At 67.6% G+C, this 13804-nt stretch carries 13 protein-coding genes and 1 pseudogene; 3 read left to right on the plus strand and 11 right to left on the minus strand.

The features are described from left to right. Both ACWDTI_RS13385 and cynS read right to left on the minus strand, forming a co-directional pair. Positions 1-213: pseudogene (locus ACWDTI_RS13385) on the minus strand (HNH endonuclease); the annotation flags it as partial. A 149-nt stretch (positions 214-362) separates the two neighbouring features. Next, a complete protein-coding gene (gene cynS, locus ACWDTI_RS13390) occupies positions 363-815 on the minus strand; it encodes a cyanase (protein WP_449738584.1) in 453 nt (150 codons plus the stop codon). A gap of 147 nt (positions 816-962) precedes the next feature. Here cynS and ACWDTI_RS13395 point away from each other — a divergent pair, with 147 nt between their 5' ends. Further along, positions 963-2318 (plus strand): diacylglycerol/lipid kinase family protein, encoded by a 1356-nt coding sequence (locus tag ACWDTI_RS13395; protein WP_449738585.1) that lies wholly within the window; start codon positions 963-965, stop codon positions 2316-2318. 9 nt (positions 2319-2327) lie between these two features. Here the strand turns inward: ACWDTI_RS13395 and ACWDTI_RS13400 are convergent, their stop codons facing one another. The 3 genes from ACWDTI_RS13400 to ACWDTI_RS13410 all read right to left on the minus strand — a co-directional run bounded on the left by ACWDTI_RS13400 (position 2328) and on the right by ACWDTI_RS13410 (position 5303). After that, entirely contained in the window at positions 2328-3110 is a 783-nt protein-coding gene (locus ACWDTI_RS13400; protein WP_449738586.1) for a maleylpyruvate isomerase family mycothiol-dependent enzyme, read from the minus strand. 95 nt (positions 3111-3205) lie between these two features. Then, positions 3206-3547, minus strand: coding sequence for a DUF1801 domain-containing protein (locus tag ACWDTI_RS13405; RefSeq protein ID WP_449738587.1), 342 nt, complete (start codon positions 3545-3547; stop codon positions 3206-3208). A 4-nt stretch (positions 3548-3551) separates the two neighbouring features. Further along, the gene (locus ACWDTI_RS13410) at positions 3552-5303 is read right to left on the minus strand and encodes a multicopper oxidase family protein (protein WP_449738588.1); all 1752 of its coding nucleotides are present in this window, start codon (positions 5301-5303) and stop codon (positions 3552-3554) included. A 361-nt stretch (positions 5304-5664) separates the two neighbouring features. Here ACWDTI_RS13410 and ACWDTI_RS13415 point away from each other — a divergent pair, with 361 nt between their 5' ends. Beyond that, a complete protein-coding gene (locus ACWDTI_RS13415) occupies positions 5665-7122 on the plus strand; it encodes a cytochrome P450 (RefSeq protein WP_449738589.1) in 1458 nt (485 codons plus the stop codon). A 12-nt stretch (positions 7123-7134) separates the two neighbouring features. Here ACWDTI_RS13415 and ACWDTI_RS13420 read toward each other — a convergent pair whose 3' ends face one another. Together ACWDTI_RS13420 and ACWDTI_RS13425 are read right to left on the minus strand one after the other, a co-directional pair. Beyond that, a complete protein-coding gene (locus tag ACWDTI_RS13420; protein WP_449738813.1) occupies positions 7135-8139 on the minus strand; it encodes an arabinofuranosidase in 1005 nt (334 codons plus the stop codon). Positions 8140-8230: 91 nt separating this feature from the next. Next, positions 8231-8860, minus strand: a complete 630-nt coding sequence (locus tag ACWDTI_RS13425; RefSeq protein WP_449738590.1) for a class I SAM-dependent methyltransferase — start codon at positions 8858-8860, stop codon at positions 8231-8233. A gap of 96 nt (positions 8861-8956) precedes the next feature. On the opposite strand from ACWDTI_RS13425, the gene ACWDTI_RS13430 reads away from it, so the two are divergent. Then, positions 8957-10000, plus strand: a complete 1044-nt coding sequence (locus ACWDTI_RS13430) for an alpha/beta fold hydrolase (RefSeq protein ID WP_449738591.1) — start codon at positions 8957-8959, stop codon at positions 9998-10000. Between the two features lie 68 nt (positions 10001-10068). On the opposite strand, the gene ACWDTI_RS13435 is transcribed toward ACWDTI_RS13430, so the two are convergent. From ACWDTI_RS13435 to ACWDTI_RS13450, 4 genes are read right to left on the minus strand one after another with little or no spacing between them, the layout of a single operon-like run. After that, the gene (locus ACWDTI_RS13435) at positions 10069-10833 is read right to left on the minus strand and encodes an esterase/lipase family protein (RefSeq protein WP_449738592.1); all 765 of its coding nucleotides are present in this window, start codon (positions 10831-10833) and stop codon (positions 10069-10071) included. Then, positions 10817-11215 carry a WS/DGAT domain-containing protein gene (locus ACWDTI_RS13440; protein ID WP_449738593.1) on the minus strand — a complete coding sequence of 133 codons (399 nt, stop codon included), beginning with the start codon at positions 11213-11215 and terminating at the stop codon, positions 10817-10819. Before ACWDTI_RS13440 ends, ACWDTI_RS13435 begins: the two co-directional genes overlap by 17 nt. Continuing rightward, complete coding sequence (locus tag ACWDTI_RS13445) at positions 11113-12294, minus strand: wax ester/triacylglycerol synthase domain-containing protein (protein WP_449738594.1); 1182 nt, start codon at positions 12292-12294, stop codon at positions 11113-11115. The genes ACWDTI_RS13440 and ACWDTI_RS13445 overlap by 103 nt, the downstream gene beginning before the upstream one ends. Next, a complete protein-coding gene (locus ACWDTI_RS13450) occupies positions 12291-13769 on the minus strand; it encodes a WS/DGAT/MGAT family O-acyltransferase (RefSeq protein ID WP_449738595.1) in 1479 nt (492 codons plus the stop codon). Before ACWDTI_RS13450 ends, ACWDTI_RS13445 begins: the two co-directional genes overlap by 4 nt. Positions 13770-13804: the final 35 nt, after the last annotated feature.

Genomic DNA, 13804 nt, shown 5'->3' on the forward strand with positions numbered 1-13804 from the left:
CCCCATGGTGATCAACAGTTTCCGGGTTTTGCCGCCGGTGGCGGCGGCCACGCCCAACCGGTCCATCTCCGCGATCGCCACCGCCAGGCGGTGGGAGACGGTGTTGGACACGCAGATCAGGCCTGTCGTCGTATCAAACGCGTCGCGACCGGAGGTCAGGTCGGTGATGGTGAGGTCGCGGGCGGCAGAGAGCAGGGATGTTGTGTCTGGCATGCCCCCATTATACTCGAACACACATTCGAGTCAAGTCTCTTACACTCCCTATTATGTTGCAGCACAACCATATTCACCGACACGGACGCCCCAAATCCCTCAGTCTATCGACTCCCTCCGACAGCGTCGGGAAGCCATAATCTGACCCGCTACCACCGGTAGTCGAGGAACTTCCCGTCGAACGTGACCACCACCCGATCGCCCTCGGGATCCGCGCGGCGGGCGAAATCGATCTTGAAGTTGATGGCGCTCATGATGCCGTCACCGAATTCCTCATGGATCAGTTCCTTGAGCGCCGGCCCGTACACGGCCAGTGCCTCGTGGAAGCGGTAGATGGTCGGATCGGTGGCCGCGGCCTCGTCGGCCACGCGGGTGGGTTGCCGCACAAGTGATTCGATCACCCCATCGCCCAGACCCAGGAGTTCGCAGACGGTCATCGCCTTGTCTGCGGGCACCGGGTGCTGGCCGAGGAGCGCGGCCACCGTCCACACCAGAGGCGCATCGATGCGTTCGGCGATGTCGGACCAGGACAGTCCCTGTCGGATACGCGCCGCGATGATCAGCTCGGCGGCATCGGACTTGGGCATGATGGGCACGGTCATCGAGTTCTCCTGGGTTGTGCGAACTGGTCCTTTCACCATGACCGCGGTGGGGTGGGGTGTCCACCGGAACAGCTCGGCACCGCCGGGTGTCGTTGTTGGGGTGTCGTTGTCGGGGGACCGTCGGATCCGCCGTGTACCCTAACTCGCGTGACGGACCCTGCGCAGACGCCGAGTACGGTTCGGCGGGTCAGCGCGATCCTCGCATTGGCCGGCATCGTGCTGCTGACGGTGATCGTGGTCTACATCCTGGTCAACAGCGCCGTCCATGTATTGGTCGGCATCGTGGGACTGGCCATCGTGATCGCGGGTGCGTGGTGGACGATCACCGAGCAGGCCCTCCGTCGGGTCGCCGGGATCGGCGCGATCGTCGTCGGATTGGCGATCATCACGGCGACCGCCGTCCGCGCGCTCACCACTACCTCCGGCGCGGTTGTCACCATCCTCCTTCTGGTCGTGGTGCTCGGCGTCTCCACCGCCTGCGCGCGCTTCGCACTGGTGTCCGATCTTCACGCGCTCGACCGCAAGCGGATCTCGACGCGGCCGACCAAGCCGGTGCTGATCTGCAACCCCAAGTCCGGCGGCGGCAAGGTCGAGAGGTTCGGGTTACGTTCGGCAGCAGCCGAACTGGGCGTCGAGACGGTGATGCTCGGCCCCGGCGACGACCTCGAACAGCTCGCTCGGGACGCCGTGGCCCGGGGTGCGGACTGCCTCGGAATGGCCGGCGGTGACGGGTCACAAGCGCTCGTCGCGGCCGTGGCCGTCGAACACGATCTACCGTTCGTGTGCGTGAGTGCCGGGACCCGGAACCATTTCGCACTCGATCTCGGTCTCGATCGCGAGGACCCCCGACAGAACCTGCTCGCCTTCCGCGACGCCGTTGCTCGGCACGTCGACTATGCGACGGTCAACGACCGGCTGTTCGTCAACAATGTGTCGCTGGGCATCTACGCCACGATCGTGCAGGAGGAGTCCTACCGAGCGGGAAAGGTTCAGACGGCGGCGATGATGCTGCCCAAGCTCCTCGGCCGTGATGCCAAACCGTTCGACCTCCAGTTCACGACACCGACCGGCACCGAGGTCAAGGGCGCGTACATGATCTTGGTGTCCAACAACCCGTATGCGGGCACCGCATCGCTGGATGCGGCGACCCGCCGACGCATGGACACCGGCACACTGGGGGTCGTCGCCGTGTCCACGTCGACGGCCGCCGAGGCCATCGGCCTCATGGCACGGTCGGCGGTCGGGCTGCGCAAATCAAGCCCCTTCTGGCATGAGTTCAACGGGGAGACCTTCGAGATCAGATCCCGGTCCGGCAAGGCCTTCGCCGGAATCGACGGCGAGGCCCTGGAGATGACGACACCGCTGCGCTTCCGCAGCCACCCCAAGGGGTTGCATCTGCTGGTTCCGGCGGGAAACCGGGCCATCGCCGAGAAACGCAAGGCCCGCGACGTCCGCGTCGGATCGCTCGTCGACGTGGCCCGCGGCCGGGCGCCGCGGCTGTGACCCCAGCGGCTACACCATTCCTTTCGACACCACCGCATCGAGCGCCGCAAGCACCACCGGGTCCCCGGTCATCTCCACCGACCCGCCCCGAGTCCAGGCCCACAGCGCGAGATCCGTCACCGGCGCGGCGACGGACGCGGCCGCGACACCGCCGACCGACCGGGTTGCCCGCGGATAGCTGATCAACGAATCGTCTTGTCGTGCTTGACCGGTGCAACCTCCCACCTCGACGAGCCACGACTGCCCGATATCGTCGGCGCGGAACTCGACGACCCCGGCCGCACGGTACTCGGTCCCGTCGGGCAGCCATCCCCACATGATGTCGACGGCGTGGTCGACCGCGCCCGCGGCGACGTCGCCGGGTATCGGGGAGGGAGGCACCTCGGCCGTCAGTTCGGCGTCGATCCGGTGCATCGTCGCCTCGTAGGTCTGCATCCTCCGGGTGAAGCCCACCGTCTGATCGGCGGGCCACCACGACCAGCACGGTTCGTCGTCACCGCGGCGCGCGAGCTGCTCGAGCAAGGCGTCGGTGGCGCGAGCCCGCAGGTCGAGCATGTCGGCGATCTCGCGGGGCCGCTCTGGCTTGGCCGCCTCGACCGCGGGCAAGCCGTCGGCGCCGAGTAGATGCCGCCCGAGGATCTCGGCCCAGAAGAAATGCACGCTGGTCAGATGCCACAGCAGATCCGCGGCGGTCCAGTCGGGACACGTGGGGCACCGACGTTGCGGGTCGGTGGTCGCGAGCACGTCGGCGAAACGCTGTGCCTCGGCGGCGATGACGGCCGAACGGTCCATGTGCCCATGGTGCCAAACGTCGCGCACGGCGGCCCACCGAATCCGACTCCCTGTGTCAGTGGCAGAGCGACCTGTGACGGTTCGCCCCCGCTGACCTATCCCCGATTGAGCGCGACCGCAGCCTGCACCAGAGCCACGAACGCGTCGGCGTCCAGGGTGTCGTCCTCCTTGACGTCGATCGCACGCCGCACGCCGGCCCCGAGGCTGGCGTTGAACAGGTTCGTCGGGTCCGGTAGCGACGCGCCCTTGGCGAAGGTCACCTTGATCTTGTCCTTGTAGGTCTCGAGTGTGCAGACCAGGCCGTCGGCGGAGAAGGTGGGCACACCGTCGGGGTTGGACGCCTTACGCCACTTGATCTCTTCGACGATATCCGGGTCGGCGCCGGTGATCAGCGACCGTACGTTCTCGACCTCGGCTTCGCGCCAATCGTTGCCCATGCGATCACGGTAGCCGAGTCGGCCCCTTCGGAGGACCGGCGACCACCCGCAGTCGCTGCATCATCTCGTTGTCCTCGTGGTCGGTGAGATGGCAGTGCCAGACATACCCTTGCAGGCGTTCGCCATTCACACCATGGAAGACGGTGTCCGGATCGAAGCCGAGTTCGTCCGCGGTCGGCCAGCGCACCAGAATCCGGGTCACCTGATTGGGTGGACAGCGGACGGTGTCCTTCCATCCCCGCTCGTATGGCGCCGGCGCCAACCGGCCGCTCGTGAGATACGGGTTCACCGGTGGCGTCCACCGGATCCCGAACACCGGTGGCGGGTTCTCGGCGAGGTATCGGACCTTGTCGAAATCCCAGCGGCCGACGACGCGGAATCGGACCAGGTGCAGATGGACCGAGTGCGGTTGCATGATCGCGTCGGCGTTGACCAGATCCCAGCATTCGATCGTGCCCTGCCGCGGGTGCTCGAAATCCTCCGTGTCGAACGGGAGGTTGTTGAGGTTCATCGCCAGCACACCGGCCCAGGAGAGGTTCTGCGGGTTCAGGGTGACGTTGAGCGTGGCGACCCGGGCCGGTAGCGCGGGGTCGACCCGTACTGGCGGTAACGACGACGGACCGCGACGGGCGCCGCGCAGGCGGGTGGGGACCGACCGGACCGCAGCGCGCCCCGATCCGACGTCGAACCGCATGACCGGACGAGTCATTGTGGCGCCGTTGACTTGTCCCACCCAGGAGATCTGCATCGTGTTGATCAACTGCACCGTCTCACCGGCCTGCCGATCGCCGAAGTCGATCAGGATGTCGTACCGTTCGGCGGCCGAGATGTCCAGCGCGCGAACGAGAACGGGTGCGTCCAGCAGTCCGCCGTCGCTGCCGATCACCCAGAAGGGTGATCCGTCCGACAGTGCCAGCCGGTAGTCGTTCAGTTGACTCGCGCTCACGATGCGGAATCGGTAGAGCCCACGGTCGACCGCCATACGCGGCCATACGGTGCCGTTGACGACCATCGTGTCCCCGACCATTCCACCGGTCCAGTGGCCGGGTGCGACGGTCGGCGTGTTGCCGTAGCGGAGCCGGCCATCCGGGTAGAAGAGCTTGTCGCACATGATCAATGCGACCTCGTACTCGTCGGCGGGCAGACCGAGCGGGTTGCTCGGCCGGCCGGTGTCCCACTCGTCGCGGACGTGGTAGTGGGCCGCCAGCCCGGCGTACATGCTCAGCCGTGTCGTGCCCATCGAATGGTCGTGGTACCACAGTGGCGCGGCCTGTGGCGGATTGCCGAACCGGTAGGTGTTCGATCGCCCCGGCCGGAACGGAGACGTCGGATAACCGTCGTCGGCCGGACGATTCGGTGCACCGTGCAGATGAATGACCAAGGGCGGCCGCTGCCGATCCATCTCGGACGCCCCGTGGAGTGTGGTGTCGATGTCGACCGCCATCGGATGACGGCCCATCCGATTGGTGAACGTGATGACCGGTTCGTCGCCCGCCCCGGATTCGATCGTCGGGCCGTGATGGGTGAGACCGCCGAAGCCGAGACTCGGCGACGGGTCGAGATCGCGATGGAATCGATGGCTGGCCGTCGCGGCGTCGAGCCGCTGCGGCGGCGCGATGACCGGGAGGCGCGGCAGGTCGTCGACAAACGGAACCAATTCGGGTGAGCGATAGGTGAAGAAGGGGATGCCGGGGACCGTCGGCTGCTCGTGGTCGAGCGGCGGCTCGTACGGCGCGGCCCGCGCAGAAGCGGGCATTGCCGACATCGTGCCGACGACTCCGGCAGCGCGGAGCAGTGTCCGCCGCCCGAACCGCCGACGGTCGGTCACATGGTCACCGTCATGCCCGCTCGCGCACCCATGCGCCCACGCTAGTCGAAGGTCGCAGGTGCGGGGCTGCGCGCGCCGCCGCCCTTGCCGGGCAACCACCCACGGACGGATGCGGGCTCCACCCGTGGTCGGACACGGCAATCCATCTGCAGGCCACTGACCAGCGCGGATGACTCGCCTACCGTGGAGCGCAGCGGTTCGCTGTTCCTGCGGAGAGGAGATCGATCGTGTGGGTGATCGTCAGCACCGCCCGGACCGGGCACGACGACACGCGGGCGGAGGCGACCTCATGACCACGTTCGACTTCCGACCGGGTCTGCCGAGTGTCGTGGTGCCGCAGCGGTGGCACCTCGCGTCCGGCGACGCCGCGTCCGGCATCGCCGGCATCGCCGGCACCGACGAGCATGCGGGTCCGATCACCCTCGGCACCGGCCCGGTCACACCGCCGACGCGCGTGCGCCCGAGAACCCTGCGGACCTCGCTGCAGATCGCCCTCCGACAGGGCGACATGTTCTTCGCCGACGCCCCCGAACACGGTGACGTGCTGCGCTACGAGTTCCCCGGAGGCCCGGATTCACTTGTGGTGTTGTGTAATCCGGCACACATCAAATCGGTCATGACGGCCGGCCCCGAGATCGCGCCGTCGGCCACCCGGCAGTCCCCGTTGCGGCCCATCGTCGGACCGAACTCGGTCCTCACCTCGATCGGACCCCGACACCGGCGCCAGCGCGCGCTGCTCATCCCCCGCTTCCACGGCAAATCCGTTGCGGCCTACCGCGACAGCATCGAACGCGCCACCGCCGCTCGGATCGATCGCTGGCCCGTCGGGCAGCAGATCCGACTCGCCGACCTGGCACAGCAACTCACGCTCGACGTCATCATGTCCGCGGTATTCGGCTTACCCGACGGTGCTGCGACCACCAATGCCGAACGTGCACTTCAGACTTCGATCCGGCGCCTGCTGCGGCTGTCCACGCACCCGCTGGCGACGGTCGCACAGCTGGCGAACAGCTTCAACGAGAACCCGGTCGGCATCACGAAACTCATGCTGCGGCCGGTCGACACGGCGATCGCCGCCCTCCTCGCCGAGCGGCGGGCCCAACCGGCATCCGTCGAGCGCACAGACATCACCGCACTCCTCGTCTCCGCGTGCACGGAAGACGGTCTGCCCCTGCCGGACAGCGAGATCCGCGACGAGTTGCTCACCCTGCTGCTCGCCGGGCACGAGACCACCGCCAATACGGTGGCCTGGACCTTCGAGCGTCTGACCCGCTCACCGAAGGCCTACCGCGACGCGCGCGATGCGGCGCGGGCAGGCGACGGCGAATACGTCGACGCGCTGCTCAACGAAGCCATGCGATCACGGCCGGTCGTCCCGTTGGTCGCGCGAGAACTGTTGCGACCGTGGGAGTTCGGTGCGCATGGTGTCGAGCCGGGCACCATCGCCCTGATCAGCATCCTGCTGCTTCACCACCGCGATGACGTATACGCGCGACCGTTCGATTTCGACCCGGAGCGGTTCCTCGGTGTGCGACCGGCACCGCACACCCTGATGCCGTTCGGGGGAGGCGATCGGCGCTGTCTCGGCGCGTCGCTCGCCATGGCCGAACTCACGATCGTCATCACCGAGATCCTGCGGCGTGTGGATCTCGCTGCGTCGGACCGCCCTGCCGAACGACCTCGGCACCGGAACGTGACGATGATTCCTCGCGACGGCGGACTGGTGCGCGCCACCGCCATTCGCTGACCCGCGCACCCCTCAGGCGGGCTCGCGCATCACGCCGGCATGCCGCACCGTCCCGGACAGACCGGGAAGCACCTTCGTCGGCGACCACGTTCTGAGACCATCCCGGCTGTCGGAATAGAGGTATCTGCCCGCCCGATAGGCGTCGAGGTAGATCCGCCAGACGCCGTTCGGCAGTTGGACGACGGCCGGGCCTTCCACGTACGAGCCCCAATTGCCCGTCGGCACAAAGCGATAGGGTCCGGCCAACGACGGCGCGACTGCGTGCTCGATGATCTTCTTCGTCCTCGTCTCGTTCTTGGTGAACGCGTGATAGGTCGAGCCCACCTTGACCACGGTGGTGTCGATGTGGTCCGCACCGATCCCGACGAGCGGAATCGGCGGGCTCCACACCCTGAGGTCGGGCGTCAGCGCCGTCATCACATACGGGATGAAGCCGCCACCAGTCGACATCGACAAGATGACGTTGACGCGTCCGCCGTCGACGAACCATTCGGGAGCCCAGGCCTTGGTGGTGAACGGCGACAGCGAGGGACCGTCCGAGGAGCCGGCCGAGCCCGAGGAACCCAAGGCCCCGGCGGAACCCGACGAACCCGAGGAACCGAACAGGCCCTTGCCGTCACCGGTACCGGGCAGCAGTGCGCAGCAGAACGGGACGGGCCAATTCCCCATGGATGTCCAGGAGAGGCGATCGCGGCTCCGGGCGAAGCCGATGTTGGCCCCGTCGGCCGTCGTGTAGGTCAGGTAGTACCAGCCGTCCGCATTGCGGAAGATGCTGGGGTCGCGCACAAATCCCGTCGGCGGCCGATACGCCGACCTCTTGAGGAGCCGGAATGTGGTGCCGTCGCTCGACTGGTACACATCCATGTCGCGGTCGGTGGCGTTGCTGAACCCCACCATCGTGTAGCGCCAGCCCGACGACGGCGCGGCGTCGCTGTTCGCCGGGACGGAGACCAGCAACCCCGCAACGGTCAGCAGCACCGTCGAGACGGCGGTCAAGATCATTCGCTTGGTGAACATCACCGGTGCAGTATCAACGACGACGGAGCCACCGTGCACGACTTCGGCCGAAGGTGCACCGAGTTCGACGGCCGATCAGCGCGGTTCGACCTCAGACGCGCCGCGCACTTCCCACCACCAGCGGGACGATCGTGGGCATGAACGTGGGCATCCGCAGATGCCGGATCTCCTCGACCTTCAGCGCGCTCGCCCGCAGTTCGCCCTCGAAGTCCCGGTTGGCGTGGCAACCGTCCGCGAGCCGCTGCTGGAGGGGGTTGAGCACATCCTGCATCACACCGCGGACGCCGCTGCCGCGGACGTGTTCGTGAAACAGGAACAGGCCGCCGACGCGCAACACGCGATGCACTTCGGCGAGTACCCGCGCCGGGTCGGTCACCGAACAGAACACGAGCGATGCCGTCACGGTGTCGAACGAGGCGTCCGGATAGTCCAGGCAGTGCGCGTCGCCGTCACGGATGGTGACCGGCACCTGGGGCAGGTCGGTGCGCGCGGCCAGCTGTGCGCGCATGGTCTCATTCGGTTCCAGGAGCACGAGCTCGTCGAGCCCGTCGGGATAGTGCGACACGGAAAACCCCGTGCCGGCACCGATCTCGAGTGTCCGTCCGTGCGCTCGGGCGAGATTGTCGGTCCGGATGTCCGACTGGCCCGAGCTCTCCACGCGGCGCATGAAGAGGGGATACCATTTTGCGAAGATGCGTTGATCGAGCGTGTCTGTGGTCATGTGGATCAGCATCGCCCGACCCACACGACCTGGGCATGGCCGTTTCGGGCCATCCGCGAATGGCCCGGATCGCCCATCCGACGGCAAGGATCGCTGATGCGCAGAGTCGAGGACCAACTCATCCGGCGCCTGACGACCTCCGCCGGTGACATCGCGTACTCCGAGATCGGGAACGGCCCGCCGCTGTTGCTCGGCGGATGGTGGTGCAGCCACCTGGCTCTCAACTGGGCGGATCCGCTGTTCCGGCGGTACATCGATCGGTTGGCCGAGTATTTCACGGTGGTCCGGTATGACCTGCCCGGTCGCGGTGCATCCGGTGGCGAGCGGGAACCGCTCGATCTCGACGGCGAGATCGCGTTGATGTCCGAACTCGTCGACGCACTGGAGATCGACCGTTTCGCCCTGCTCGGCGGTTCGTCGGGCGCTGCCGCCGCTGCCGGGCTGGCCGCCCGGATGCCGCGGCGCGTGCACCATCTCGTGCTCTACGGGTCTTATGCCCGGGGCGCCGACATCGCACCGGAAAGCGCCCGCCGGGCGATGGTGGAGGTCGTCGCGGCGCATTGGGGTCTCGGGTCGCGATTGCTGGCCGATGTCTTCCTCCCGGGCGCGAGCAGTGGCGAACGTGATCGGTTCGCACACTTCCAGCGGCAGTCGGCGACGGCGGATCAGGCGGCTTCGTCGCTTGCCGCCAGCTATGCCCTCGATGCCACGGAACACCTTGCCGCGCTGACGGTTCCGACGACGGTGATCCACCGCCGCAGCGACCGCGCAATCCCTCTCGCGCTCGGGCTCGACGTCGCGCGCCGGGTCCGTCGATCGGTCATGGTCGAACTCCCCGGCGAGGACCATTTCCCGTGGCGCGGTGATGCCCAGGCGGTCGCCGACGCAACCGTGTCCGGCCTCGGCCATCCGGTGGCCCGGCGACTCGACGACATCGGCCGCACGGCGGTCACCGATCGTGAGCGCGAGGTGCTGCACCTCGTCGCCGAGGGATTGACCGATGCGGAGATCGCCCGACGTCTCGCACTGAGTCCGCACACCGTGCATCGTCACGTGGCGAACGCCCGATCGAAGCTGGGCGTGCGGTCCCGGGCGGCGGCCGCCGCCGCCATGCGGGACCGGCCCGCCTCGCCGGACTGACGGGTCCCGGCCCGATCATCTCGGCGCCGACCCCGATTGCCCGCACGTCCGGCGAGCGTGAGATCGGGTCAGAGCAGCGCGAGCCTGCGCTCCACCAGACGGATCACCGAGCGGTTGACCGCCATGCCGTTGTGAGTGCTGCGCACCTCGAACGCCTCGGCCGACGGATCGAGGCAGGCGTGCCACCGGACGACCCCGTCGGTCCGCGAATAGATCGACGTGAACGCCATCCCGGCCGGCATCGGCTCGGCCAACGCGGTCGCCGTCTGCTCTGCACACGATCCGCGCAGGCAGTCGTCGCTCAGTACCGTCGGGCGGTCGGTGCGGTTGCGCCGGGCGATCTCGTCGGCGATCCGCAACACACTGGTGCTGGCCGCGAACTGTGTGGTCAGTGGGCTGCCCAGGGTCACGATCCCGCGGACCAGGTCCGGGCGGCGCGTGGTGAGCAGGCGCCCCAGCGTGCCGCCGCGACTGTGGCCGACGATCGCGACCGGGCCGGTATGCGCGGCAATGGTTTCCAGACGACGCTCGAGCTGTTCCACGGTCGCCGACGTGCAGCCGACGTTGCTGCGGATTCCCGAATCGAACGTGCGGTGACCTCGGTAGCGCAGCTGCCGGCTCATGCCGCGCAGCGACCAGTCCCCGGCGAGAAAGCCCGGAATCAGCAGCACCGCGGTTCGAGTACTCGCCGGTGGCTGCGGAACCGCACGCCCGACGGTGCGCACCGCACCGGTGAGCGCCAACACCTCTCGAGCGGTACGACGCCGGTGGGGTGTCCACGCGTCGGTCATCGTGGAATCCCCCATGCCGTTGCGGTCAGTCCGTCGTGACATCGAACTCCTTTGCCAGTGCTTCCAGTTCGGCCTTCATCTCGGGAACGAGCTGCCACACGTCGGGCATGAGCTCCCGGTCCGCGGTGAATCCGAAGTCGAGCCGATCCTGATAGCTGAGCAGCGTCAGGCTGAGGCCGACGCCGTCGAGCAGGACGTTGACCGGGTGTTGCGACACCACCTCGGCGCCGCCGAGGTAGAGCGGCGCCGGTGAGCCCGGAATGTTGGAGATCGTCACGTTGAACGGCGGGTTGATCCAGCCGGCCGCGGTGGTCGCCGAGATCATTCGCGCCGTCCGGGTGAACAGTGCCGGCGGGACGGTGTGGTTGGCGTCCCGCAACAGTTTGGCGGGAATGGCCTTGTGGCGTTCCTTGACCGAGCGCATGACGGCGTGTGCGCGCACGACTCGGGTACGGCGTCGGCCTCGTCGGTCGGGATGGCGACGATCATCGAGGAGATCTGGTTTCCGTACTGTTCTTCCTTGGTACGCACCGAGACCGGGACGACCGCCACGAGCGGCGTGTCGAGACTGTCACCGCGGGCCATCATTCGCCGCCGGAGCGTTCCCGCGCACAGGGCCACCACGATGTCGTTGACCGTGGCGCCGGGCGTGGCCGCCTTGATCGCCTTGATCGGGGCCAGGGGCAGCGACCCGTATGCGAAGCGCCGGTTCGGCGAGATCCGGCCACCGAACGACACCTTCGGCGCCTCGGCGCGCGGGCGTTCGAGGGTCCGGCCGTCCTTGTTGCGGGTCGCGATGCGCGCGGCACGGTCGGCGGCACCGGAGATCAGTGCGGTCGCCGGCAGGTTTCGCATGGTCGGCAGCTGGTCGAGGTGCCGCAGCGTGGCGGGCAGCGCGCGCACCATGCGAACCGGTTGCAACGGCAACGACGCGATCCCACGCAGGAACAGCTCCGTGTCGCTCGGGTTCTTGCCCACCGCGTGGACCGGTGCCGGATGGGCCGGCTTCTCCGGTGCGAAGTCGGGCGTGGGATCGAGGAGTGCACCGAGCAACTCCATCCCCGACACCCCGTCGATGGCACTGTGGTGCACTTTCGTCAACAGCGCGACGCGCCCACTCTCCAGCCCGTGGATCACGTGCAGTTCCCAGAGCGGACGTGCGCGATCGAGCGGCCTCGACGCGATCTGGCCGACCGCTTCCCCGAGCTGGACGTCGGTGCCAGGTTCGGGGAGCGCGGTCTCCCAGATGTGGGAGTCCAGGTCGAAACTGTCGTCCTCGACGAATACCGGGTAATCCAGCCCGAACGGAACCTCGGTGACACGCCAGCGGAATGGAGGCATCAGATCGATCCGTTCGCCGATCAGGTCGCGGATGCGTGCGCCGTCGAGTGTGCTTCCGTCTGCGGTTGTGCCTTCGAGAATGGTCAACTGGCAGACATGGGCATGGGTGCGACCGTCTTCCGCGGCCAGAAACTGCGCGTCGACGCTGCTCAAACGCCTCATCGGACGACTCCTTCGATGGATGTGGTGGCTTGTGCTTCGTTCAGCAGCTTCAGTTCGTCGGGGAACGCGGCCGCGAGGCCCTGCAGGTTCTCGACGAGCATGCGATCGCCGACCAGACCGATCTCCAGACGGTCGCGGTAGCTGAAGACGGTGACGTTCAGGGCGAGGCTGTCGCTGATCGCCGAAACGGGATAGTGCTCGCGCACCATGTGACCCGCGCAGTACAGCGGCAACCGGGAACCGGGCACGTTGGAGATGACCAGATTTGCCGCGGGCGCGAGCGCCTCGCTGGACGCGAGGGCCGTGACCATGCTCATGGCCCGGCCGAACAGGATCGGCGGGACGAGATCGTTGGCGTCCCGCATCAGCGACGCGGGAACGGCGTCCATCGAGCCCTTGGCATCGCGCAGTGATTCACGGCAACGACGAAGGCGCACAATTGGATTCGGCTCATCGGTGGGCAGTTCGGCAACCATCGAGGACACCTTGTTCCCGAAGGTGCCGAATTCCTTCTTGGTGCGCACCGAGATGGGGACCATGCCCACCAACGGCTCGTCGGGGAGCTCGCCGAGATCGATCAGCCACCGGCGCAGAGCGCCGGCGCACAGCGCGACCACGACGTCGTTCACCGTGGTGTGGAAATGCTCCTTGAGTGCCTTCACGTCGTCGAGCGGCAGGCTGACGAGCGCGAGCTGGCGGTGCGGACTGATCCGGCCGTTGATACGCAGCCGCGGGGCGGTCGCCGAGGGTGCGTCAGGTGCGTTGCCGCCTCCCCGGTAGAAGCGGGTGGCGCCGCGGACTGCGCGCCCAACCGGCCGGATACCGGGAATCGACCGCAAAACCGCGACGTGGTCGAGATTGGTCAGGGTGCGACCGGCCGCGCCGGCCAGGTTGAGCTGCTGACCCGGGAGCGCGGCGAGCCCGCGAGCGAGCATGCCCAGCTGCCCGGGTTGCTGCTCAGGGCGGTAACGGGGAGCCGGTGCGATCTCGCGCCCTTCGGGTGACCCGTCGAGCAGGATGTTCATCACCTCGGCGCCGGACATCCCGTCGACCGCGGCATGGTGCAGCTTGGTCAGGACCGCCACCCGATCGCCCTGGAGACCGTGGATCAGGTAGACCTCCCACAACGGATGTGATCGATCCATCGGGTGTTCGGAAAGGCGCGCGACCTGGGTCTCGAGTGCCCGGAGATCCCCCGGCGCGACGAGTGCGAGCTCGCGTACATGGAAATCCAGGTCGACTTCGCCGTCGATCCAATAGGGGTGGCCCACGTTGAACGGCACCTGCGCGAGCCGCCACCGCAGCGGCGGAAGCAGGTGCAGGCGCTCGCCGATGAGGTCTTGCAGTTTCTTTCGGGTCAGCTGCTCCCCGTCGGGCCCGTACTTGTCCAGAATCGCCAGGCTCGAGACGTTAGTGACGGTTCGGCCGTCCTCCCCGGCAAGGAAGAAGGTGTCGAGGCTGGTGAGTGCGCGCATCGCGAAGTTTCGCTTTCAGGGACTTGGTCGGGTCG

It is taken from the genome of Gordonia sp. NPDC003424 (assembly GCF_053588655.1).